This window comes from Stutzerimonas kunmingensis, assembly GCF_002929225.1.
GTDB lineage: Bacteria > Pseudomonadota > Gammaproteobacteria > Pseudomonadales > Pseudomonadaceae > Stutzerimonas.
Window position 1 is genome coordinate 25,887 of record NZ_PISM01000003.1, and the last position, 21,690, is coordinate 47,576.

Sequence of the window (21,690 nt, forward strand, 5' to 3'; positions counted from 1 at the left end):
AATCGAGAGTGGTGAATACATGAGCTTTTTCCGCAAGAGCGCGAGCGCCATCCTGGCTTCTTCCCTGATCGCTTCGGCCGCCCAGGCCGAGATCAGCAATGACGAAATCCGCATCGGCTACCTGGCCGACATGTCCGGCACCTATCGCGACCTCTCCGGCCCGGGCGGCCTGGAAGCGTTGAAGATGGCGGTGGAGGATTTCGGCGGCAAGGTCGACGGCAAGAAGATCGTTGTCTTCCATGCCGACGACCTGAACAAACCCGACGTCGGCGCCAATACCGTGCGCCAGTGGATCGACGAGCGTAACGTCGACATGGTGACCGGCATGGTCGCCAGCTCCGTGGTGCTGGCCGCAAGCAAGGTGGTGGAGCAGGGCGGCAAGCTGGCGCTGATCTCCGGCGCGGCGGCCTCCAGCATCACCAACGAGTTTTGCTCACCGAACCATATCCACTGGACCTACGATACCTACGCGCTGGCCAATGGCACGGCCAAGGCCGTACTCGCCGATGGGGGCAAGAGCTGGTACATCCTCACCGCCGACTATGCCTTCGGCCACGCCATGGAAAACGACATCACCAAGGTGGTGGAAGGCGAGGGCGGCAGCGTCGTCGGCAAGGTCCGCCATCCGTTCCCAAGCAACGATTTCTCTTCCTATATGCTGCAGGCGCAGGGCTCCGGAGCCGAGGTCATCGCCCTGGCCAACGCCGGTGCCGATACGGTCAACTCGCTGAAGACCGCCAGCGAATTCGGCGTCACCCAGTCCGGGCAGAAGCTCGCCGGCATGGTGGTGTTCCTCAACGACATCCATGCCATGGGCCTGGAGGTGACCCAGGGCCTGATGCTGACTACCGGCTGGTACTGGGACATGAACGACGACACCCGCGCCTGGGCCAAGCGCTACTACGAGCGCACCAAGCGCATGCCGGGCATGGTGCACGCCGGCATCTATTCGGCCACAACGCATTATCTGAACGCGGTAAAGGCCGCCGGCACCGACGAGACCGTCGCAGTGCGTGCGCAGATGGCCAAGACGCCGGTCAACGACATGTTCGCCAAGGACGGTCGTATCCGTGAGGACGGCCGCATGGTGCATGACATGTATCTGGTGCAGGTCAAGACACCGGCCGAATCCACCGGCGAGTGGGACCTGTACAAGATCGTCAGCACCATTCCGGGAGAGCAGGCCTACCGGCCGATCGCCGAGACCCAGTGCACCAAGCTGGTCGCCAAGGACTGACCGGCTGATCCGCGCCATCACCCGGTCGGCAACGGCCGGGTGCCACGGACTTCCTTTGGGTGGTGAACCATGACTCTCGTATTCGGCGTACCCCTAAGCGTGCTGCTCGGGCAGTTGCTGCTCGGTCTTATCAACGGGGCGTTCTACGCACTGCTGAGCCTTGGCCTGGCGATCATCTTCGGCCTGCTGCGCATCATCAACTTCGCCCATGGTGCGCAGTACATGCTGGGCGCCTTCGTGGCCTTCCTCGGGCTGAACTACCTGGGTGTGAGCTACTGGTTCGCGCTGGTGCTGGCGCCGTTGCTGGTGGGTTGCCTGGGCATGGCCATCGAGCGCGGCCTGCTGCGGCGCATTGCCGGTGAGGATCACCTTTACGGATTGCTGTTGACCTTCGGCCTGGCGCTGATCGTCGAGGGCAGCTTCGTCAAGCTGTTCGGCGTGTCCGGCTCGTCCTATCCAATGCCGGAGTTGCTGCGTGGCGGCTTCAATCTCGGCTTCATGTTTCTGCCGACCTACCGCGCCTGGGTGATCGTCGCCGCGCTGGTGGTGTGCCTGGCGACCTGGTACGTCATCGAACGCACGCGGCTGGGTTCCTATCTGCGCGCCGGTACCGAGAACCCGAAACTGATGCAGGGCTTCGGCATCAACGTGCCGCTGCTGGTGACCCTGACCTACGGCTACGGTGTGGCTCTGGCGGCCTTCGCCGGCGTGCTGGCTGCGCCGATCTACGCGGTGACGCCGGGCATGGGCTCGAACCTGCTGATCGTGGTGTTCGCCGTGGTGGTGATCGGCGGCATGGGCTCGATCCTCGGCGCCATCATCACCGGCATCGCCATGGGGCTGATCGAGGGGCTGACCAAGGTGTTCTATCCGGAAGCGGCCAACACCGTGGTGTTCCTGGTCATGGTGGCGGTGTTGCTGATTCGTCCTGCGGGACTCTTTGGTAAGGAGGCATGAGCATGACGAATCCAGCAAACGTGCAGGCCGCAGCGCTGCGGCAGGCCAGTGTGGTACGCGAGCGCAGGCATGCAGCCGCGCGGCGGCAGAAGATCTTCTACGCGGTGCTGCTGGTGATTGCGCTGTTGGCACCGTTGGCGGTGTATCCGGTGTTCCTGATGAAGCTGCTGTGCTTCGCCTTGTTCGCCTGCGCCTTCAACCTGCTGCTCGGCTACGCGGGGCTGCTGTCCTTCGGCCATGCGGCCTTCTTCGCCACCGGCGGCTACATCACCGGCTACATGCTGAGCAGCTACAGTGGGCTCAGTACCGAGCTGGGGATACTCGCCGGCACCCTGGCCTCGACAATGCTCGGTGCGCTGTTCGGCATGCTGGCGATCCGCAGGCAGGGCATCTACTTCGCGATGATCACCCTGGCGCTGGCGCAGCTGGTGTTCTTCGTCTTCGTTCAGGCGCCGTTCACCGGGGGCGAGAACGGTCTGCAGGGCGTGCCGCGCGGGCATCTGTTCGGCCTGGTCGACATGAAGAACAACATGGCCATGTACTACTTCGTGCTGGCGGTGTTCGTCATTGGCTTCGCCATCATCCAGCGCACCATCCACTCGCCGTACGGCCAGGTGCTCAAGGCCATCCGTGAGAACGAGCCGCGGGCGGTGTCGCTCGGCTACAACGTCGATCGGCACAAGCTGCTGGCGTTCGTCATCTCCGCGGCGCTTGCCGGCCTGGCTGGCGCAACCAAGACCGTGGTGTTTCAGCTGGCCTCGCTGACCGACGCGCACTGGCACATGTCCGGCGAGGTCATCCTGATGACCCTGCTTGGCGGCGTCGGCACCATCCTCGGGCCGCTGGTCGGCGCCACCGTGGTGGTGACGCTACAAAGCTCGCTGTCCAACGGACCGTTGGGCGAGTGGGTGCATGTGATCCTCGGGGTGATCTTCGTGCTCTGCGTGCTGCTGTTCCGCTCCGGCATCGTCGGCTGGCTGGAGCGGCTGGTGAAGCGCAACTTCAAGTAGCGATCCGATGCGGGACCGTCCAGATTGCGCCGGACGGTCCCGCCATCGGCGAACCCGCTGCAGGGATACATGCCTAACGTCCCAGGCCCCTTTCAGAGGACAGAGCCATGCCTGGCACCGAACCCCAAATGCAGCCGCAACCCACCTGGCCCTGGCGAGCCGACGAATCGCCCCTCAACGACCTCGACGACGCGGAGAGCGATACCGAGTTCGAAGGCCCGGACGAGCTGCCGGAAGAAGTGCTCGAACAACTCGAGAAGGTCGCTCCGCCGCCGGATCCGATGCCCGACCCTGGTCCGCTTTAACGGATTGCACTCCCTTCGATAGAAACTAAAAGGCCCCGACGAGTCGGGGCCTTTTTTCAAGCGAGCGGACGCTTAGACGTTAAAGCGGAAGTGCATGACGTCACCGTCCTTGACGATGTATTCCTTGCCTTCCAGGCGCCACTTGCCGGCTTCCTTGGCGCCGGCTTCGCCCTTGTACTGGATGAAGTCGTCATAGGCGATGACTTCAGCGCGGATGAAGCCTTTCTCGAAATCGGTGTGGATCACCGCGGCCGCCTGCGGAGCGGTCGCACCGATTCTGACGGTCCAGGCGCGGACTTCCTTCACCCCGGCGGTGAAGTAGGTCTGCAGGTTGAGCAGCTCGTAACCGGCGCGGATCACACGGTTCAGACCTGGTTCTTCCATACCCATGGTTTCGAGGAACATCTGCATCTCTTCCAGATCGTCCAGCTCGGCGATCTCGGCCTCGATCTTGTTGCACACCGGCACGACGATGGCGCCTTCTTCCTCGGCGATGGCGTTGACCACGTCCAGGAGCGGGTTGTTCTCGAAGCCATCCTCGGCGACGTTGGCGATGTACATCACCGGCTTGGTGGTCAGCAGGTGGAAGGTCTTGGCCAGGCGCTTTTCCTCGTCACTGAAGCTCTTCAGCAGGCTGCGTGCCGGCTTGCCTTCGGTGAGGTGCGGGATCAGCTTCTCCAGCAGCCCCTTCTGTGCGACTGCTTCCTTGTCGCCGCCCTTGGCGGTACGGGCGACGCGCTGCAGCTGCTTCTCGCAGCTGTCGAGGTCGGCCATGATCAGTTCGAGGTCGATGATCTCGATGTCACGCTTGGGGTCCACGCTGTTGGCGACGTGGATGACATTCTCGTCTTCGAAGCAGCGCACCACATGGGCGATGGCGTCGGTTTCGCGGATGTTGGCGAGGAATTTGTTGCCCAGGCCTTCGCCCTTCGAAGCGCCGGCGACCAGGCCGGCGATGTCGACGAACTCCATGGTGGTCGGGATCACCCGCTCCGGCTTGACGATCGCCGCCAGCGCGTCGAGGCGCGGGTCGGGCATCGGCACGATGCCGCTGTTCGGCTCGATGGTGCAGAAGGGAAAGTTCTCAGCCGCGATGCCGGATTTGGTCAGGGCGTTGAACAGGGTGGACTTGCCGACGTTGGGCAGACCGACGATGCCGCAGTTGAATCCCATGGTGATCTTGCCTCGGAGTTAGGTTCAGGCCTTCTGGCTGTGCAGGCGCTGCATCGCGCGGGTCCAGTCGCCGGCCAGGATTTCTGGCACGACATCCAGCGCAAAGTCGATGCTGGCGTCGAGCTTTTCGCGCTCGGTCTGCGGTGCGGGGCCCAGTACGTAGCCACTGACCAGGCTGGCGTGGCCAGGATGGCCGATACCCAGGCGCAGGCGATGAAAGCCGTTCTGATTGCCGAGCTTGGCGATGATGTCACGCAGCCCGTTGTGCCCGCCATGACCGCCACCCTGCTTGAGCTTGGCGACGCCCGGGGGCATATCGAGCTCATCATGGGCGACCAGGATGGACTCGGGGGGAATTCTGAAAAAGCCGGCCAATGCCGCCACCGCCTGACCGCTGCGGTTCATGTAGGTAGTGGGGATAAGCAGGCGGATGTCTTCACCCTGATGGCTGAATTTGCCGACCAGGCCAAAGTACTTGCGATCGTTGCTGAGCGAGACGCCTTCACGGGCAGCCAGACGCTCAACGAAAAGAGCCCCCGCGTTGTGCCGGGTCTGGTCGTATTCAGGGCCTGGGTTTCCCAGGCCGACGATCAGTTTTACGGCAGTCACGACGGGGGCCTCTTCTTCGACTATGCGAGTGGATTACTCGGCAGCGTCTTCTTCTTTCGGAGCGTCTTCCTTGTTCACGCGCGGAGCGTGAACGTTGGCTACTGGCAGGTCGCTGCCGTGGGCCAGGGCGACCAGCTCAACGCCTTTCGGCAGCTTGATGTCGGTCATGTGCAGAACCTGGCCGACTTCGACGTTGATCATGTCGACTTCGATGAATTCCGGCAGGTCTTGCGGCAGGCAGGAAACTTCGACTTCGTTCAGGTTGTGCAGGATTTCGCCGCCTTGCTTCTTCACGCCCACGGAGGTTTCCTGGTTGATGAAGTGCAGGGGAACGGTTGCGGTCAGCTTGTGGCCGGCAACGACGCGAACGAAGTCAGCGTGCAGGACAAAGCTCTTGGCCGGATGGCGCTGCAGTGCCTTGATCAGAACGGATTCGTTCTGGCCGTCGACGTTCAGGTTCAGCACGTGGCTGAAGGAGGCTTCGTTTTCCAGCAGCTTGGCGAAGTCCTTGGCCAGGATGCTGATGGACTGCGGGGCTTTGTCGCCACCGTAGATGACGGCCGGAACCAGGGCGGCGTTACGACGCAGGCGGCGGCTCGCACCTTTCCCCAGGTCGGAACGCACTTGGGCATTCAGAGTGAAATCGTTCATGGTGATTCTCCAGTAGCAACATTACCTGTCGCGCTTGCGACCAGCGCTCGGGCTGTTGGGCAAAAAGCCCCGCACGAGGCGGGGCACATTACGTTCAGTGCGATTCGCGAAGCTTTTCGCTTAGCGGAACATCGCGCTGATCGATTCGGCATTGCTGATGCGGCGAACCGCTTCAGCCACCACTGGCGCGATGTCCAGTTGGCGAATTCGGGTGCAGGACTGTGCGGCAGCCGACAGCGGGATGGTGTTGGTCACCACCAGTTCGTCAAGCACGGAGCCTTCGATGTTCTCGATGGCGCGGCCGGACAGGATCGGGTGCGTGCAGTAGGCGTAGACCTTGGCGGCGCCATGATCCTTCAGCGCCTTGGCTGCATGGCACAGGGTGCCGGCGGTATCGACCATGTCATCGACGAGGATGCAGGTACGGCCTTCGATATCACCGATGATGTGCATCACTTCGGACTGGTTGGCTTTCGGCCGACGCTTGTCGATGATCGCCAGGTCGACGCCGAGGGATTTGGCCACCGCACGGGCGCGGACCACACCACCGATGTCCGGGGAGACGATCATCAGGTTCTCGAAGCGCTGAGCCTGGATGTCGTCGACCAGGACCGGCGAGCCGTAGATGTTGTCCACCGGCATGTCGAAGAAGCCCTGGATCTGGTCGGCGTGCAGGTCAACGGTCAGCACACGGTTGACGCCAACGACGTCGAGCATGTCGGCCACGACCTTGGCGCTGATCGGTACACGGGCAGAGCGCGGACGACGATCCTGGCGGGCATAACCGAAGTAGGGGATCACTGCGGTGATGCGCGACGCCGAGGAGCGGCGGAAGGCGTCGGCCAGTACCACCAGTTCCATCAGGTTGTCGTTGGTCGGAGCGCAGGTCGGCTGGATCAGAAATACGTCCTTGCCGCGAACGTTCTCGTTGATCTCGACACTGATTTCGCCGTCGGAGAACTTTCCGACGTAGGCATCACCGAGGGGGATATGCAGCTGACGTACGACACGCCGGGCCAGGTCGGGGTTGGCGTTCCCCGTGAAGACCATCATCTTGGACACGCGCAGTACCTGCCTGAGGGTGGGTCCGATGAATAAAAAGCTGTTCAAAAGGCGAGCTTCTGAACAGCTTCAAGTGTATGGCAGGGGCGGCTGGATTCGAACCAACGCATGCCAGGATCAAAACCTGGTGCCTTACCGCTTGGCGACGCCCCTGTAGGGTCAACTTCATTGGTGCTATTGCAGTCGTACGAACCTTGGGAGGTTATGGCAGGGGCGGCTGGATTCGAACCAACGCATGCCAGGATCAAAACCTGGTGCCTTACCGCTTGGCGACGCCCCTGTATCGTACAACCTGTGTGCTACGCACTCGCTTCCTGCGCCAGTTTTTCAAGGCTTCGGTGCAACATCGAAACGTTACGACCGTGGGCAACGAAACTTGGCAAAGTGTCTGGAAGTTGGCGGCGGACTTTATCAGCCTCGCCTTCGTTTGGGAAGCTCCCAAACACACAAGCTCCAGTGCCAGTCATGCTTGCCGGAACGAATTTGTTCAACAAGCTCAAAGCGTTACGAACTTCTGGATAACGCTTCTCGACTATTGGCTGACAGTCATTATGACCGCCCCCTGCAAGAAGGCTGCGAACTGTAATGGCCGGGGTATTACGTGTCAACTCTGGGTCGGCAAATATTTCCGCTGTACTAACAGAGACTTGCGGCGCGATTACGAGGAACCATGGTTCGGGCAAATCGACCGGTTGCAGGCGCTCGCCAACCCCCTCGGCAAATGCCGCCCGGCCGCGTACGAACACCGGTATGTCGGCGCCCAGGGTCAGCCCCAGCGCGGCCAGTCGGTCTTCGCCCAGGTGCAGTTGCCACAGGTGGTCGAGGCCGAGCAGGGTGGTCGCTGCGTCGGAGCTGCCGCCGCCAATGCCGCCGCCCATGGGCAGACGTTTGAGCAGGGTGATATCTGCGCCGAGCGAGCAGCCGCTGGCGCGCTGCAGCAGGCGCGCCGCACGGACGATCAGGTTGCTGTCGTGATCGACGCCCGGCAGTTCGGTATGCAGGCGAATCTCGCCGTCAGCACGCAGGCGGAAGCCGAGTTCGTCGCCATGGTCGAGAAACTGGAACAGCGTCTGCAGCTCGTGATAGCCGTCTGCGCGGCGGCCGACGATATGCAGCATCAGATTGAGTTTGGCCGGTGCCGGCAGGGTCAGCGTCTGCATTCAGCGGCCCAGCTGGCGCGCTTGCCAGTCCTTGACCACCAGGGTGATCTGCAGGTCATGGCCTTGCAGGCGGATGCGCTCGGGCAGCGTGAAGCCGTTGTGTTCGCCGTATGCCAGGTAGTCGACCTGCCAGCCGTCCTGTTCCAGTCGTGCCAGGCGGCTCTCGCTGTCCAGGCTCAGACGGCTGCGGCTGTCCGGCGCAGGCAAGCCACGCACCCACCAGAGCAGGTGCGACACCGGCAGCTGCCAGCCGAGCTGCGCTTCGACCAGGGCCTCCGGGGATTCGGCTTCGAATCGGCCCTGGCCGGCGACTTCCAGAGATACGGCGTCGGGGCGGCCGGTCAGGCGGGTGGCGCCTCGGCCCAGGGGGCCGGACAGGCGAATGTCGAAGTAGTCCTGGCGCTGCAGCCAGAACAGTGTGCCGCTGCCGGATTCCTGCGGTGCGCGAATGCCGATCTTGCCGCTGATCTGCCAGCCATCGACCGTCGCGACCTGGCTGCGATGCTCTTTCCAGGCGGAGGCATTGCCGGGGCCTTCAACCGATTCGCGTGGGCCAAGCCCGGCACAGCCAGCAAGCAGGAGGGCCAGGCAGGGAGCAAGAAGGTTTTTCAACAGGGACATGGGTCAGGGCTTCTCCGATCCGGTCAGCCGTTTCAGCGTTTCGCGCAGGATCTGGCTGTCCGGTTGTAGTTTGAGTGCCTTCGACCAGACCGCGCGGGCCTCGCTGTGTTCACCCTGGGCCCAAAGCACCTCGCCCAGGTGCGCGGCGACTTCGTGGTCGGCAAAGCGTTGCAGCGCCTTGCGCAGCAGCGCTTCGGCCTCGGTCAGATTGCCCAGGCGGAAGTTGACCCAGCCGAGGCTGTCGAGGATCGCCGGGTCGTCGGGGTTGAGCTGGTAGGCCTGCTCGATCAGCTGGAGCGCTTCCTTGTGGCGATCAGTACGGTCGGCCAGGGTGTAGCCGAGCGCGTTGAGCGCCATGGCGTTGTCCGGCTCACGCTCGATGATGAAGCGCAGGTCGCGTTCCAGTTGCGCCAGATCGCCGCGCTTTTCCGCAAGCATGGCGCGGGTGTACAGCAGATTGAGGTCGTCGGGGAAATCGGCAAGCGCCTGCTCCACCAGTTGCCAGCCTTGTTCGGTGCGGTCCTGCTCGGAGAGCGCTTCGATCTCGATCAGGTACAGCTGGATGGCGTAGTCAGGCTGCTGCTGGCGTGCGTCGGCCAGTACCGCGGACGCTTCCTGGTCGCGATTGCCGGAATAGAGCAGCTGGCTCTGCAGCAGTTTCGCTGGCAGGTATTCGTTGCCAGGGCCGACATGAGCTAGCGCGTCGAGCGCCTTGGCGTTCTTGTCCATAGCCTGATAAGCACGGCCAAGATTGAAGTAAGCCGCGTCAACGTGGCTGCCGCGTTCGATGAGCTCTTCCAGGTACACGGTGGCTTCGCGCCAGGCCTCAGCCTCCATGCAGACCAGCGCCATGGAGAAGCGCAGGTCGTCGTCGGTGGGGTGCTGCTGGACCAGGGTGGCGAACTCGCCCATGGCGTCTTCCAGGCGCTCCTGTTCCACCAGAAGGCGTGCATAGGTCAGGCGCAGACGCTTGTCCTCGGGGTGCTGGCGAAGGCTTCGCTCGAGCAGCGGTATCGCTTCGTCGCTGCGCTGCAAGCTGTGCAGAAGGCGTGCTTCGAGCAGGATCGACGGGATCTGCCGTTCCTTATCCGGCTGCTTCTGCAGCAGCGCCAGTGCTTCCTCGCTGCGATCATCCTGTTGCAGCAGCACGGCCTTGCCGAAGGAGAGCTGTGGGTTGTCGGGGTGTTTGACCAACAGCTTGTCGAAGCTTTGCAGCAGACCGGCGCGGGTGTCCGGGTCGGTTTCCGAGGCCGAAAGGGCGAGGAAATCGAAATGAGTGTCGCCCTGGCCCTGCAGAACCTTCTCCATGAACTCGAGCGATTCTTCGTAACGCCCGGCGCGGGCCAGCTGCACGGCTGCGGCGCGCTGCGCGTCGAGATTGTCAGGGGCGTTGCGCGCCCAGATCATTGCGGTATCCAGCGCCGCCTGGTCTGCGCCAAGGTATTCGGCGATACGGAATCCGCGTTCGGCGACGCCGGCGTCCTGTGTCGCATGCGCCTGCTGTACGTAATTGCCCAGGGCAATGTCGAAGCGGTTGCGCTGGCCGGCAAGCTCTGCGACCAGAAGTGCATAGAGGGATTGGCGACTGAATGAGCCGTACTCTGCCGCGTCGCTGGCGGAGCTCTCCTGGGCAGCGTCCTCGACCGGCGGACTGCTTTCGGGGGCTTGCTGCGTGAAGGTCTGGCAGCCGCCGATGAACAGCAGGGCGGCAAGTGCGGCGAGTTTTTTCATAGGGGAAATGTACGGCTGGTGTGCGGTCACGGCATGATGACACAAGCCGCAGGTCAAGCCCATGGGCCCTGGGAGGCGCGCAGGCCGGTTCGGTAGCTGATTGGCAGTACCAATCGAATCCGACAATCGAGGGCAATGGTTGTTCTCCATCTGACGAAGTAGGAGAATTGCGCGCTCTGTTATCGAATCAGCGATTCTGCATGGCTTTCCTCGCGCTTGGCATTAATCACAAGACCGCTTCGGTGGACGTCCGCGAGCGCGTAGCCTTCACGCCCGACCAGATGGTCGAGGCCTTGCGGCAACTGTGCCGCGTCACTCCGACCCGCGAAGCGGCGATCCTCTCGACCTGCAATCGCAGCGAGCTGTATCTGCAACAGGATCAGGTCGAGGCCGATGCTGTGCTCGCCTGGTTGGCCAATTATCACCGTCTCAGCCTCGACGAGCTCAAGGCATGCGCCTATGTGCATGTCGACGATCAGGCCGTGCGCCACATGATGCGCGTTGCCTCCGGGCTCGACTCGCTGGTGCTGGGCGAACCGCAGATTCTCGGGCAGATGAAGTCGGCCTATGCGGTCGCCCGTGAGGCCGGCAGCGTCGGGCCTCTGCTTGGCCGGTTGTTTCAGGCCACCTTCAGCACCGCGAAGACCGTGCGCACCGACACCGCCATCGGCGAGAACCCGGTTTCGGTGGCGTTTGCCGCGGTCAGTCTGGCGCGGCAGATCTTCAGCAATCTGCAACGCAGCCAGGCCCTGCTGATCGGCGCCGGTGAGACCATCACCCTGGTCGCGCGCCATCTGCACGAGCAGGGCGTGAAGAAGATCGTGGTCGCCAACCGCACGCTTGAGCGGGCCAGCGCGCTGGCCGCCGAGCTAGGGGCGCAGGCGATCCTGCTTGCCGATATCCCGGACGAGTTGCACAACAGCGACATCGTCATCAGCTCCACCGCCAGCCAGTTGCCGATTCTCGGCAAGGGCGCGGTCGAACAGGCGCTGAAGCGACGCAAGCACAAGCCGATGTTCATGGTCGATATCGCCGTGCCGCGGGACATCGAATCGCAGGTCGGCGAGCTGGACGACGTCTATCTGTACACGGTCGACGATCTGCATGAGGTGGTTGCGGAGAACCTCAAGAGTCGCCAGGGCGCGGCCCAGGCCGCCGAGGAGTTGGTCGCGGCCGGCACCGAGGACTTCATGCAGCGCCTGCGCGAACTGGCCGCGGTGGACGTGCTCAAGGCCTACCGGCAGCACGCCGAGCGCATTCGCGACGACGAGCTGAGCAAGGCTCAGCGCCTGCTGGCCAATGGGGGCAGCGCCGAGGAGGTTCTCGTTCAGCTCGCCCGTGGCCTGACCAACAAACTGCTGCATGCACCCAGCGTGCAACTGAAGAAACTCTCCGCCGAGGGCCGCGTCGAGGCGCTGAGCATGGCCCAGGAACTCTTCGCCCTGCACGAGGGCACGGAAAAACCATGAAAGCTTCGCTGCTGAACAAGCTGGACATCCTGCAGGACCGTTTCGAAGAACTCACCGCACTGCTCGGCGACGCCGAAGTCATCAGCGATCAAAGCCGTTTTCGCGCCTATTCCCGCGAGTACGCCGAAGTCGAGCCGGTGATCGTCGCCTATCGGCAGCTGTGCAAGGTTCAGCAGGATCTCGAGGGCGCTCAGGCGCTGCTCAAGGACAGCGATCCCGACATGCGCGAGATGGCCGAGGAGGAGGTTGCCGAAGCCAAGGCCCAGCTCGAGACGCTTGAAGCCAACCTGCAGCGCATGCTGCTGCCCAAGGACCCCAACGACGGGCGCAACGTGTTCCTCGAGATCCGCGCCGGCACTGGCGGCGACGAGGCGGCGATCTTTGCCGGCGATCTGTTCCGCATGTATTCGCGCTATGCCGAGAAGCAGGGCTGGCGCGTCGAGATCCTCTCCGAGAGTGAGGGCGAGCACGGCGGCTACAAGGAAGTGATTTCCCGCGTCGAGGGTGACAACGTCTACGCCAAGCTCAAGTTCGAATCCGGCGCGCACCGCGTGCAGCGCGTGCCGGAGACCGAATCCCAGGGACGCATTCACACCTCCGCCTGCACCGTGGCGGTGTTACCGGAGCCGGATGAGCAGGCGGCGGTGGAGATCAATCCGGCCGAGCTGCGTATCGACACCTATCGCTCCTCCGGCGCCGGCGGTCAGCACGTCAACAAGACCGACTCGGCGATTCGTATCACGCACCTGCCCACTGGCATTGTGGTCGAGTGTCAGGAAGAGCGTTCGCAGCACAAGAACCGCGCCAAGGCCATGGCCTGGCTCGCCGCCAAGCTGCAGGACCGCCAGGACGCCGCGGCGCACAAGGAAATCTCCGAGACGCGCAAGTTGCTGGTCGGCTCCGGGGATCGCTCCGAACGTATCCGTACCTACAATTTCCCCCAGGGCCGGGTCACCGACCATCGCGTCAACCTGACGCTGTATTCGCTCAACGAAGTGATCGGCGGCGCCGTGGAGCAGGTCATCGAGCCGCTGTTGCAGGAATACCAGGCTGACCAGCTGGCCGCGCTGGGCGACTGATCCTTTTCGCTGCGCACCGCGCTAAGAGCACCTCATGCCAACCATCGAGTCCCTGCTGCAAAGTGCCGATCTGCCGGACTCGCCGAGCGCCAGGCTGGATGCCGAATGGTTGCTCGCGGCCGCCCTGAACAAGTCGACCAGCTATCTGCGCACCTGGCCGGAGCGCGAGGTGCCGGCAGAGTGCGCCTCGCGCTTTGCTGCTGATCTCGCACGGAGGCGTCAGGGTGAACCGGTCGCCTACATTCTCGGGCGCCAGGGCTTCTGGAGTCTGGAACTTGAAGTGGCAGCGGATACGCTGATCCCCCGGCCTGACACCGAACTGCTGGTGGAGACCGCGCTGCAGCTGCTCTCCGCTGCACCGGCCCGGGTGCTCGATCTGGGCACCGGCACCGGCGCGATTGCGCTGGCTCTGGCGACCGAGCGGCCGGCGTGGCAGGTCTGCGGTGTGGACCGTATCGAGGCCGCCGTGAGGCTGGCTGAGCGCAACCGGCTGCGGCTCGGACTGCACAACGCTGCGTTCACCCTGAGCGACTGGTTTGCCGGTCTGAACGGCGAGCGGTTCCAGATGATCGTCAGCAACCCACCCTATATTCCGGCCAGCGACCCGCACCTGCTGCAGGGCGATGTCCGCTTCGAGCCGCAGAGTGCGCTGATCGCGGGTGCGGATGGCCTGGACGACATCCGCACGATCATCGCCCAGGCGGCGGCGCACCTGCAGTCGGGTGGCTGGTTGCTGCTGGAGCACGGTTACGATCAGGCTGAGGCGGTGCGCATGCTTTTGCTTTCCCGCGGTTTCGAGGATGTGCAAAGCCGGCTCGATCTGGGTGGGCATGAGCGCATCAGCCTTGGCCGCCTGCCATGAGTGCGTTTTGTGAGGTGCTTGGATGCTGAGTGACGAAGAGCTGCTGCGCTACAGCCGGCAGATCCTGCTCAAGCAGGTCGATATCGACGGCCAGTTGCGCCTCAAACAGAGTTGCGTGCTGATCGTCGGGCTTGGCGGGTTGGGCTCGCCGGTAGCGCTCTATCTGGCGGCCGCTGGTGTCGGTGAGCTGCACCTGGCCGACTTCGATGCGCTGGATCTGACCAATCTGCAGCGGCAGATCGCTCACGACACACCCTCGCTTGGCCTGCACAAGGTCGACTCGGCCATGGCCCGGCTGGGGGCGCTGAACCCCCATGTACAGCTGGTGCCGTATCGCAGCGGGTTGGACGCCGATTCCCTGGATGCGGCAGTGGAGCGGGTCGATCTGGTGCTTGATTGCACGGACAACTTCGGCATTCGCGAAGCGGTGAACGCCGCATGCGTGAAAGCGAAAAAGCCGCTGGTCAGCGGCGCGGCGATCCGTCTTGAGGGGCAGCTTTCGGTGTTCGATCCGCGAGTCGAAACGAGCCCCTGCTACCACTGCCTCTATGGGCACGGTAGCGAAGCCGAGCTGACCTGCAGCGAAGCCGGTGTAGTGGGGCCGCTGGTGGGCATGGTTGGCAGCCTGCAGGCGTTGGAAGCGCTCAAGCTGCTGGTTGGCTTCGGCGAGCCGCTGATTGGTCGACTGCTGCTGATCGATGCGCTGTCCAGTCGCTTCCGTGAGTTGCGGGTCAAGCGCGATCCACATTGTGCGGTGTGTGGCGCAAGCCATGGCTGACTGCGCCGCACCGGTCGGCGTCTTCGACTCCGGAGTAGGCGGGCTCTCGGTGCTGCGTGAGATCCGGCAGCGCCTGCCGCATGAGTCGCTGCTCTATCTCGCCGACAGCGCCCATGTCCCCTATGGCGAAAAGAGCCCGGAATACATCCGTGAGCGCTGCCGTGTCATTGCGGCCTTTTTTGTCGAGAAGGGCGCGAAGGCGCTGGTGGTGGCCTGCAATACTGCGACCGCCGCTGGCGTCACCGAATTGCGCGAGCTGTATCCGCAATTGCCGATCATCGCCATGGAGCCTGCCGTCAAGCCTGCCGCCCAGGCCACGCGGAGTGGCGTCGTCGGCGTGCTGGCGACCACCGGAACGCTGAAGAGCGCCCGCTTTGCCGCGTTGCTTGATCGCTTTGCCGCAGATGTACGGGTGATCACTCAGCCGTGCCCCGGCTTGGTCGAGCGCATCGAGGCAGGCGATCTGAACAGTGCCGGAACGCGCGCCATGCTGATGGCGTGGGTCGGGCCGCTGCTGGCACAAGGCTGCGACACGCTGATTCTGGGTTGCACGCATTACCCCTTTATAAGGCCGCTGCTCAGCGAGCTACTGCCTGGAAACGTCCGCCTGATTGATACTGGGGCAGCCGTCGCGCGACACTTGCGCGATCTGCTGGCAGAGCGCCATCTACTCGCCAGCGGGGTGGCCTCCGAGCGTTTCTATTGCAGCGGCGATCCGCGGCGAATGGCCAGCGTGTTGCCTATACTTTGGGGCGAAAACGCGAAAGTCGAGTTTTTTCCCCGATAGGAACTCCAAGCGCAGCGGGGTTTCTCAAATATGCTGGCACCAAAAAACCAAACAAACGCAGTGTTTGATAAGGAAGTTCTCATGAAAAAACTGTTCTCCCTGGCTGCAGTGGCGGCACTCTCTGTAGGTTCGATGGCGGCTGCCCACGCCGTAGACTTTACCGTTGCGGTCGGCCAGACGGACGAGTCGACCATGACCTATCGCCTGGGTGCGCAATTCGATTTCGGTACCAGCTGGTTCCAGACCAGCGTGGGCCGACTGACCGGCTACTGGGATGCCGGTTATACCTACTGGGAGGGCGACGAATCGTCGAGCAATCACAGCATCTCGCTGGCCCCGGTCTTCGTCTACGAGTTCGCTGGTGAATCGGTGAAACCTTATGTCGAGGCAGGCATCGGTGTCGCGGCATTCGAGAACACCGAGGTCGAGGGCAACGGTCTCGGTTCGTCTTTCCAGTTCGAGGATCGGATCGGTGCGGGCCTGCGCTTCGCCGGTGGCCACGAAGTGGGCGTGCGCGCAATCCACTATTCCAACGCCGGCATCAAGAAGCCGAACGATGGTGTCGAAAGCTACGCCCTGCATTACCGCATGGCGTTCTAAGCGAGTTTTCTCTAGGTGCTGCAGGGCGTTTCGCCAGCCCTGCACTGCCAATAGCGTTCAGCCATATGCCGTGGCGCTGCCCTTGCGCTCTTCGTGGCAATCCTCTGATCCCAGTTCGAACTCCCTGCAGATCAATGGCCGGTTTTCGTAGATCGTGCAGCGCATGCTGTCCCGATCAAGCGCCGCGCACCAGCCATCCTCCAGGCGCAGCATGACTTCGCCGCCCCAGCTGTCAGTGTCGATATAGCGCTGCGGAACGCCGGTATCGCTGAACAGCAACACTTCGAGTCGACAGCAGCAGGCGGCGCAGGTGGCGCAGCTCACGCTGGTATCTTCGAGTTGTTGGTGGGGAATGGTCGAATCGTTCATCGCGCCAGTCTAGTCGATACGCTCGACCGGGCGCCCACTCAGGGCGCCGAGTGGTGGCACCAGCAAAGCCGGTGTCACGCTTTTACAGCTCTTCGTTCAGCTGCTTGTTGCGCCAACCATCCCCGCCGGGGAGCAGGAGGTTGAGCAGCAGGGCGATGATCGCGCACAGCGAAATGCCGGACAGGGTGAATTCACCGTAGCCGAATGCCATGCCGCCGATGCCGAACACCAGCGTCACCGAAACGATGATGAGGTTGCGTGCCTCGGACAGGTCGACCTGATGACGAATCAACGTGCTCAGACCCACCACGGCAATCGAGCCGAACAGCAGACAGAGAATGCCACCCATAACCGGAACCGGAATGCTCAGCAAGCCGGCGCCGAATTTGCCGATGAAGGCCAGGGCGATGGCGAATACCGCCGCCCAGGTCATGATCTTCGGGTTGTAGTTTTTGGTCAGCATCACCGCGCCGGTCACTTCGGCATAGGTGGTATTCGGCGGGCCGCCGAAAAGGCCGGCTGCCGAGGTGGCCACGCCATCGCCCAGCAGCGTGCGGTGCAAGCCTGGCTTCTTGACGTAGTTGTTGCCTGTCACGCTGCCGATGGCCACCACGCCGCCGATATGCTCGATGGCCGGTGCCAGGGCGACCGGCACCATGAACAGGATGGCGCCGATATTGAACTCCGGTGCGACGAAGTTCGGCATCGCTAGCCAGGGTGCGGCCGCGATACCGCTGGTATCCACCACGCCGAAAGCAAACGACAGCCCGTAGCCGACCGCAACGCCGGCGAGAATCGGTACAAGGCGAAACAAGCCCTTGCCCAGCACCGCCACGAGCAGGGTTGTGACAAGTGCCGGCATCGAGATCAGCATCGCCGTCTGGTAGGGAATCAACTGGGCGCTGCCATCGCCAGCCTTGCCCATGGCCATGTTCACCGCCACCGGTGAGAGCGCCAGACCGATCGAAATGATCACTGGGGCGATGACCACCGGCGGCAGCAGGCGATCGATGAAGCCAGGGCCCTTCAGGCGCACCGCGAAGCCGAGCAGCATGTAGACAAGTCCGGCAGCGACCACGCCACCCATGACCGCCGGCAGGCCGAACTCACCCTTAGCCGCAATGATCGGTGCGATAAAGGCGAAGCTGGAGGCCAGGAATACCGGTACCTGACGCCGCGTGATCAGCTGGAACAGCAGGGTGCCAAGGCCGGCGGTAAACAGCGCTACGTTGGGGTCCATGCCGGTGATCAGCGGCATCAGCACCAGGGCGCCGAAGGCCACGAACAGCATCTGTGCGCCGGCCAGTACCTGCCGGCCAAGCGGCTCGTCGGTATGCGACATGCTCAGATGTCCTTCTGCTTGGTGCCGAAGATCTTGTCGCCAGCGTCACCCAGGCCCGGGACGATGTAGCCGTGTTCGTCGAGACGCTCATCGATGGATGCCGTGAAGATCAGCACGTCCGGGTGTGCTTTTTCCACAGCGGCGATGCCTTCCGGGGCGGCGACCAGCACCAAGGCACGGATTTCCTTGCAACCGGCCTTCTTCAGCATGTCGATGGTGGCGACCATCGAGCCGCCGGTGGCGAGCATGGGGTCGATGATGATGGCCAGGCGCTGTTCGATTTCCGGAACCAGTTTTTCCAAATAGGTCTGCGCCTGCAGCGTTTCCTCGTTACGGGCGATGCCTACCGCACTGACCTTGGCGCCCGGGATCAGGCTGAGCACGCCGTCGAGCATGCCGATGCCCGCACGCAGGATGGGTACGACGGTGATCTTCTTGCCGGATATCTTCTCGACCTGCACCGGGCCGCACCAGCCGTCGATGCTGTAGTGTTCCAGCGGCAGATCAGAAGTTGCTTCATAAGTGAGGATCGAGCCCACTTCCTGAGCCAGTTCACGGAAGTTTTTGGTGCTGATGTCGGCGCGGCGCATCAGGCCGAGCTTGTGGCGGATCAGCGGATGGCGGATCTCTCGAATGGGCATTGTGGGCTCCGGCGGGCAAATAAACCGGCTTAGATTAAAGCATCGTCGAGTCAGCGGCTATTCGCGCGTCATTCGACCGGCAGACTTGCTGCGGCCCGCGGGGGTGGGTATCTTCCACGCCCTTTCGCGGACGGCTGAAAGTGGGCTGTTCGGTCAGGTTTTTCGCTGTTCAGGATACGGCGATTCAACCGCGCGAGTTGCCAGGTTCAGTTGGCGCTCTAACACTCATCTTTCTGAGGGGAATCGCATCATGTCCGTCGATCTCGCACATATCCGCCAAGTCATGGCCGAGGCTGACTGCCTGTACACGGAAGAACAGGTAGAAGCTGCAATCAGCCAGGTCGCCGAAACAATCAACGGCGAGCTGGCCGACCGCAATCCTGTGGTCTTCTGCGTCATGAATGGCGGCCTGATCTTTTCCGGCAAGCTCGTCCCTAAGCTGAACTTCCCGCTCGAACTGTCCTACCTGCATGCCACTCGTTATCGCAATGAAACCAGTGGCGGTGAGCTCTTCTGGAAAGCCAAGCCGGAAATCTCCTTCATCGATCGCGACGTGCTGATCATCGATGACATCCTGGATGAAGGACACACCCTGGGTGCGATCATCGATTTTTGTCGCCACGCGGGCGCCGCCGCGGTGCATACAGCGGTGCTGATCGACAAGGATCATCAGCGTAAGGCGCGTCCGGATCTCAAAGCCGATTACGTTGGCCTCAGCTGTATTGATCGCTACATCTTTGGGTACGGCATGGATTACAAGGGTTACTGGCGCAACGCACCGGGAATCTATGCGGTGAAAGGGCTATAGGTAGCCAATTTCGGGCGAGCTCGTCCCGCTTAGAAAGGCATGCGTGCGCAGCAGTGGCGGGGTGCGCTTCGCAGCTGTGACGCTGTGACGCAATGGGCGCCGAGCGGCGTCGGGCGGCCCTCCGCTGCTGACCGACGCGGCAATTCCAGCGAACCAAAGCGTACACGCCGGCCCGTCTGTTTCCTTTCGCCCCACCTCATCGTTGCGGTAACGCCCTCCTTTCCGTTTTTCGCGTGTGTTGGCTATTTCCTTTGGTCGGCTGAATGACGGCCTGCGCCTTTTGTCGTCCGACTCATTCGGCGGGTTTCGTGTGCGTTATCGCGCTCATGAATTGAACTTTAGGATAACTGACCGACAATTCTTCTATCTTGCAAGCTGAAAGGCTCTGGATCGGGCTTTGCGGCCCTGGCATTCACGGCTAAGCTGATTTGGACCTTAAAGGGCATGGCTTCGCGCAATCACGCTGAAAGCCACTGCTGTAAAGGCTATTAGCACTAAAGGATTACAAGCTAAATCAAACCTTAGTGCGCTTAACCCTGTTCCGGTGTCTGGGTAGGGTTGACGCACTTCGAACCAACCAGGAGCGCCTCATGACAAAAACAACAAGGCAAGGAATCTTCCAGCCAAAGTCTCTAGCTCTCGCCGTCGCGCTGGGCACTGCTGCCCCGGCCTACGCCGTGAACTTCAATATTGGCGAAATCGAAGGTCAATTCGATTCTTCCATGTCGATTGGCGCCAGCTGGTCGACCACTGACCGTGATATGGATCTGGTCGGTGCGGCCAATGGTGGTACTGGCTTTACCCAGACAGGTGACGACGGACGTCTGAACTTCAAGAAGGGCGAAACCTTCTCCAAAATCTTCAAAGGCGTACACGATCTTGAGCTGCGTTACCGGGACAGCGGTGCTTTCGTTCGCGGCAAATACTGGTATGACTTTGAACTGAAGGACGAGAATCGCCTGTTCAAGGACATCAGCGATAGCAACCGGAAAGAAGCGGCCCAGTCGTCGGGTGCTCAAATCCTGGATGCGTTTGTCTATCACAACTATTCCGTTGGCGATCTTCCGGGCACTGTTCGTCTCGGTAAGCAGGTGGTCAGCTGGGGCGAAAGTACCTTTATTGGCAACAGCATCAATTCGATCAACCCCTTGGATGCTGCTGCGTTCCGCCGGCCTGGTGCTGAGATTAAGGAAGGGCTGATCCCAGTAAATATGTTCTATGTCTCGCAAAGCCTAAGCGATCGTTTGAGTATGGAGGCGTTTTATCAGTTGGAGTGGGATCAGACTATCGCGGATAACTGCGGGACGTTCTTTTCAGGCTCCGATCCGTTGCAGGACGGCTGCGATACCAATTACAACGTATTGGGGCCCTTCCCAGCAGGGGTCCCTGGGGCCTTGGGTGGCGTAGGCGTTACCGTTACGGACGAAGGAGTGATGATTCCCCGGGGCGGTGATCGTGATGCAAAAGATTCTGGCCAGTTTGGTCTTGCGCTACGTTGGTTAGGCGACTCAACGGAGTATGGCGCGTACTTCATGAACTATCACAGCCGCACGCCAAATTTAGGTATGACGAATGCGAACGCTGGTGCGCTTGCAGAAGTACTTGGCGCAGTTGGTGGCGGCACCTTACCGCTAGCTTTGGCGCCAGCAGCGCTGCTTGGTCGCGGTCAGTACTTCTTGGAGTATCCAGAGGATGTTCGACTGTATGGCTTGAGTTTTTCTACTACGCTGCCAAGTGGAACAGCTTGGTCGGGTGAGATCAGTTATCGTCCTAATTTGCCAATTCAGATTAACACGACTGATGTAACTTCACTGCTCGCAAGTGCGGGGCAGATATTCCAGGGCGGTGGCGACCCTTTCTCGGTGGCTGGTATTGATTATCATGGGTATAACCGAAAAGAAGTGACACAGTTGCAGACAACCTTCACACACTTCTTCGATCAAGTTCTTGGTGCTGGCCGCGTTACGGTCATCGGCGAGGTTGGTTACACACATGTTGGTGGTTTGGAAAGCAAACGAGATGTGCGGTATGGGCGTGACGCAATTTTCGGATCTCCTGCGACAAATGCTGACGCTGAGGCCCGGTACGGTTGGGATGGTTTTGTAACGGCCGACTCTTGGGGCTACCGCCTGCGCGCCATTGCGGATTACAACAATGTGTTCGCAGGTATTAACCTTAAGCCAAACCTATCCTTTTCCCATGATGTTGATGGATATGGGCCAAATAACTTGTTTGTTGAAGGCTCCAAAGCGGTCAGCATCGGTCTAGATGCCGAGTACCAGAACACCTACACCGCCAGCCTGTCCTACACCGACTTCTTCGGCGGCGATTACAACACGTTGGTTGATCGCGACTTCCTCGCGTTCAGCGTGGGCGTGAACTTCTAAGGAGATCAGCCTGACGTCCGGCCGGCGAGGAAGCGCCGGCCGGACGATAGCG

The 21,690-nt window shown here is 61.8% G+C and carries 22 protein-coding genes and 2 tRNA genes; 12 read left to right on the top strand and 12 right to left on the bottom strand.

Annotated features, from left to right (window positions below; genetic code table 11):
- Window positions 1-19: 19 nt before the first annotated feature.
- From CW305_RS00880 to CW305_RS00895, 4 genes are all read left to right on the top strand, one after another.
- Window positions 20-1,237: an ABC transporter substrate-binding protein gene (locus CW305_RS00880; protein ID WP_042922340.1), complete on the top strand. Its 1,218-nt coding sequence runs from the start codon at window positions 20-22 to the stop codon at window positions 1,235-1,237.
- Between the two features lie 69 nt (window positions 1,238-1,306).
- A complete protein-coding gene (locus tag CW305_RS00885; protein WP_042922339.1) occupies window positions 1,307-2,194 on the top strand; it encodes a branched-chain amino acid ABC transporter permease in 888 nt (295 codons plus the stop codon).
- Between the two features lie 2 nt (window positions 2,195-2,196).
- Complete coding sequence (locus CW305_RS00890) at window positions 2,197-3,204, top strand: branched-chain amino acid ABC transporter permease (protein WP_042922336.1); 1,008 nt, start codon at window positions 2,197-2,199, stop codon at window positions 3,202-3,204.
- A 107-nt stretch (window positions 3,205-3,311) separates the two neighbouring features.
- On the top strand, window positions 3,312-3,509 hold the full coding sequence (locus CW305_RS00895) for a hypothetical protein (protein ID WP_014819329.1): 198 nt from the start codon (window positions 3,312-3,314) through the stop codon (window positions 3,507-3,509).
- A 72-nt stretch (window positions 3,510-3,581) separates the two neighbouring features.
- Here CW305_RS00895 and ychF read toward each other — a convergent pair whose 3' ends face one another.
- From ychF to CW305_RS00940, 9 genes are all read right to left on the bottom strand, one after another.
- On the bottom strand, window positions 3,582-4,682 hold the full coding sequence (ychF, locus tag CW305_RS00900) for a redox-regulated ATPase YchF (protein ID WP_023446969.1): 1,101 nt from the start codon (window positions 4,680-4,682) through the stop codon (window positions 3,582-3,584).
- A gap of 24 nt (window positions 4,683-4,706) precedes the next feature.
- Complete coding sequence (gene pth, locus CW305_RS00905) at window positions 4,707-5,291, bottom strand: aminoacyl-tRNA hydrolase (protein ID WP_104096865.1); 585 nt, start codon at window positions 5,289-5,291, stop codon at window positions 4,707-4,709.
- 33 nt (window positions 5,292-5,324) lie between these two features.
- Entirely contained in the window at window positions 5,325-5,942 is a 618-nt protein-coding gene (locus tag CW305_RS00910) for a 50S ribosomal protein L25/general stress protein Ctc (protein WP_041016211.1), read from the bottom strand.
- 120 nt (window positions 5,943-6,062) lie between these two features.
- Window positions 6,063-7,004, bottom strand: a complete 942-nt coding sequence (locus CW305_RS00915) for a ribose-phosphate pyrophosphokinase (protein WP_003294564.1) — start codon at window positions 7,002-7,004, stop codon at window positions 6,063-6,065.
- A 78-nt stretch (window positions 7,005-7,082) separates the two neighbouring features.
- Window positions 7,083-7,157: transfer RNA gene (locus CW305_RS00920), tRNA-Gln, on the bottom strand.
- A 52-nt stretch (window positions 7,158-7,209) separates the two neighbouring features.
- Window positions 7,210-7,284, bottom strand: a tRNA-Gln gene (locus CW305_RS00925).
- A 19-nt stretch (window positions 7,285-7,303) separates the two neighbouring features.
- The gene (gene ispE / locus CW305_RS00930; RefSeq protein ID WP_104096866.1) at window positions 7,304-8,164 is read right to left on the bottom strand and encodes a 4-(cytidine 5'-diphospho)-2-C-methyl-D-erythritol kinase; all 861 of its coding nucleotides are present in this window, start codon (window positions 8,162-8,164) and stop codon (window positions 7,304-7,306) included.
- Window positions 8,165-8,785, bottom strand: a complete 621-nt coding sequence (gene lolB, locus CW305_RS00935) for a lipoprotein insertase outer membrane protein LolB (protein WP_023446925.1) — start codon at window positions 8,783-8,785, stop codon at window positions 8,165-8,167.
- A 3-nt stretch (window positions 8,786-8,788) separates the two neighbouring features.
- Window positions 8,789-10,516: a tetratricopeptide repeat protein gene (locus tag CW305_RS00940; protein ID WP_090522267.1), complete on the bottom strand. Its 1,728-nt coding sequence runs from the start codon at window positions 10,514-10,516 to the stop codon at window positions 8,789-8,791.
- Window positions 10,517-10,716: 200 nt separating this feature from the next.
- On the opposite strand from CW305_RS00940, the gene hemA reads away from it, so the two are divergent.
- The 6 genes from hemA (at window position 10,717) to CW305_RS00970 (ending at window position 16,091) form a co-directional block, all read left to right on the top strand.
- Window positions 10,717-11,985, top strand: a complete 1,269-nt coding sequence (hemA, locus tag CW305_RS00945) for a glutamyl-tRNA reductase (protein WP_014819346.1) — start codon at window positions 10,717-10,719, stop codon at window positions 11,983-11,985.
- Window positions 11,982-13,064, top strand: coding sequence for a peptide chain release factor 1 (gene prfA, locus CW305_RS00950; protein WP_011914265.1), 1,083 nt, complete (start codon window positions 11,982-11,984; stop codon window positions 13,062-13,064). Before hemA ends, prfA begins: the two co-directional genes overlap by 4 nt.
- A gap of 34 nt (window positions 13,065-13,098) precedes the next feature.
- A complete protein-coding gene (gene prmC / locus CW305_RS00955) occupies window positions 13,099-13,926 on the top strand; it encodes a peptide chain release factor N(5)-glutamine methyltransferase (RefSeq protein WP_104096867.1) in 828 nt (275 codons plus the stop codon).
- Between the two features lie 22 nt (window positions 13,927-13,948).
- Window positions 13,949-14,704 (top strand): molybdopterin-synthase adenylyltransferase MoeB, encoded by a 756-nt coding sequence (locus CW305_RS00960; protein WP_104096868.1) that lies wholly within the window; start codon window positions 13,949-13,951, stop codon window positions 14,702-14,704.
- Complete coding sequence (gene murI, locus CW305_RS00965; RefSeq protein ID WP_090522264.1) at window positions 14,697-15,491, top strand: glutamate racemase; 795 nt, start codon at window positions 14,697-14,699, stop codon at window positions 15,489-15,491. Before CW305_RS00960 ends, murI begins: the two co-directional genes overlap by 8 nt.
- Before the next feature lie 81 nt (window positions 15,492-15,572).
- Window positions 15,573-16,091 (top strand): acyloxyacyl hydrolase, encoded by a 519-nt coding sequence (locus CW305_RS00970; protein WP_014819350.1) that lies wholly within the window; start codon window positions 15,573-15,575, stop codon window positions 16,089-16,091.
- Between the two features lie 57 nt (window positions 16,092-16,148).
- On the opposite strand, the gene CW305_RS00975 is transcribed toward CW305_RS00970, so the two are convergent.
- From CW305_RS00975 to upp, 3 genes are all read right to left on the bottom strand, one after another.
- Window positions 16,149-16,460, bottom strand: coding sequence for a YkgJ family cysteine cluster protein (locus tag CW305_RS00975; RefSeq protein WP_003284787.1), 312 nt, complete (start codon window positions 16,458-16,460; stop codon window positions 16,149-16,151).
- Between the two features lie 82 nt (window positions 16,461-16,542).
- On the bottom strand, window positions 16,543-17,802 hold the full coding sequence (locus tag CW305_RS00980; protein ID WP_003284785.1) for a uracil-xanthine permease family protein: 1,260 nt from the start codon (window positions 17,800-17,802) through the stop codon (window positions 16,543-16,545).
- Between the two features lie 2 nt (window positions 17,803-17,804).
- Window positions 17,805-18,443: a uracil phosphoribosyltransferase gene (upp, locus tag CW305_RS00985; RefSeq protein WP_003284783.1), complete on the bottom strand. Its 639-nt coding sequence runs from the start codon at window positions 18,441-18,443 to the stop codon at window positions 17,805-17,807.
- 250 nt (window positions 18,444-18,693) lie between these two features.
- Here upp and CW305_RS00990 point away from each other — a divergent pair, with 250 nt between their 5' ends.
- Window positions 18,694-19,251, top strand: a complete 558-nt coding sequence (locus CW305_RS00990; RefSeq protein WP_041016218.1) for a hypoxanthine-guanine phosphoribosyltransferase — start codon at window positions 18,694-18,696, stop codon at window positions 19,249-19,251.
- 590 nt (window positions 19,252-19,841) lie between these two features.
- On the top strand, window positions 19,842-21,638 hold the full coding sequence (locus CW305_RS00995; RefSeq protein ID WP_014819352.1) for a DUF1302 domain-containing protein: 1,797 nt from the start codon (window positions 19,842-19,844) through the stop codon (window positions 21,636-21,638).
- Window positions 21,639-21,690: the final 52 nt, after the last annotated feature.

Bases quoted from the DNA above. Each gene is read 5' to 3' on its own strand.
- CW305_RS00910 (WP_041016211.1), bottom strand. From the start codon at position 5,942: ATGAACGATTTCACTCTGAATGCCCAAGTGCGTTCCGACCTGGGGAAA.
- CW305_RS00880 (WP_042922340.1), top strand. From the start codon at position 20: ATGAGCTTTTTCCGCAAGAGCGCGAGCGCCATCCTGGCTTCTTCCCTG.
- CW305_RS00960 (WP_104096868.1), top strand. From the start codon at position 13,949: ATGCTGAGTGACGAAGAGCTGCTGCGCTACAGCCGGCAGATCCTGCTC.
- CW305_RS00995 (WP_014819352.1), top strand. From the start codon at position 19,842: ATGACAAAAACAACAAGGCAAGGAATCTTCCAGCCAAAGTCTCTAGCT.
- CW305_RS00890 (WP_042922336.1), top strand. From the start codon at position 2,197: ATGACGAATCCAGCAAACGTGCAGGCCGCAGCGCTGCGGCAGGCCAGT.
- ychF (WP_023446969.1), bottom strand. From the start codon at position 4,682: ATGGGATTCAACTGCGGCATCGTCGGTCTGCCCAACGTCGGCAAGTCC.
- CW305_RS00975 (WP_003284787.1), bottom strand. From the start codon at position 16,460: ATGAACGATTCGACCATTCCCCACCAACAACTCGAAGATACCAGCGTG.
- prfA (WP_011914265.1), top strand. From the start codon at position 11,982: ATGAAAGCTTCGCTGCTGAACAAGCTGGACATCCTGCAGGACCGTTTC.
- CW305_RS00885 (WP_042922339.1), top strand. From the start codon at position 1,307: ATGACTCTCGTATTCGGCGTACCCCTAAGCGTGCTGCTCGGGCAGTTG.
- upp (WP_003284783.1), bottom strand. From the start codon at position 18,443: ATGCCCATTCGAGAGATCCGCCATCCGCTGATCCGCCACAAGCTCGGC.
- murI (WP_090522264.1), top strand. From the start codon at position 14,697: ATGGCTGACTGCGCCGCACCGGTCGGCGTCTTCGACTCCGGAGTAGGC.
- CW305_RS00895 (WP_014819329.1), top strand. From the start codon at position 3,312: ATGCCTGGCACCGAACCCCAAATGCAGCCGCAACCCACCTGGCCCTGG.
- prmC (WP_104096867.1), top strand. From the start codon at position 13,099: ATGCCAACCATCGAGTCCCTGCTGCAAAGTGCCGATCTGCCGGACTCG.
- CW305_RS00970 (WP_014819350.1), top strand. From the start codon at position 15,573: ATGAAAAAACTGTTCTCCCTGGCTGCAGTGGCGGCACTCTCTGTAGGT.
- hemA (WP_014819346.1), top strand. From the start codon at position 10,717: ATGGCTTTCCTCGCGCTTGGCATTAATCACAAGACCGCTTCGGTGGAC.
- ispE (WP_104096866.1), bottom strand. From the start codon at position 8,164: ATGCAGACGCTGACCCTGCCGGCACCGGCCAAACTCAATCTGATGCTG.
- CW305_RS00940 (WP_090522267.1), bottom strand. From the start codon at position 10,516: ATGAAAAAACTCGCCGCACTTGCCGCCCTGCTGTTCATCGGCGGCTGC.
- CW305_RS00990 (WP_041016218.1), top strand. From the start codon at position 18,694: ATGTCCGTCGATCTCGCACATATCCGCCAAGTCATGGCCGAGGCTGAC.
- CW305_RS00980 (WP_003284785.1), bottom strand. From the start codon at position 17,802: ATGTCGCATACCGACGAGCCGCTTGGCCGGCAGGTACTGGCCGGCGCA.
- lolB (WP_023446925.1), bottom strand. From the start codon at position 8,785: ATGTCCCTGTTGAAAAACCTTCTTGCTCCCTGCCTGGCCCTCCTGCTT.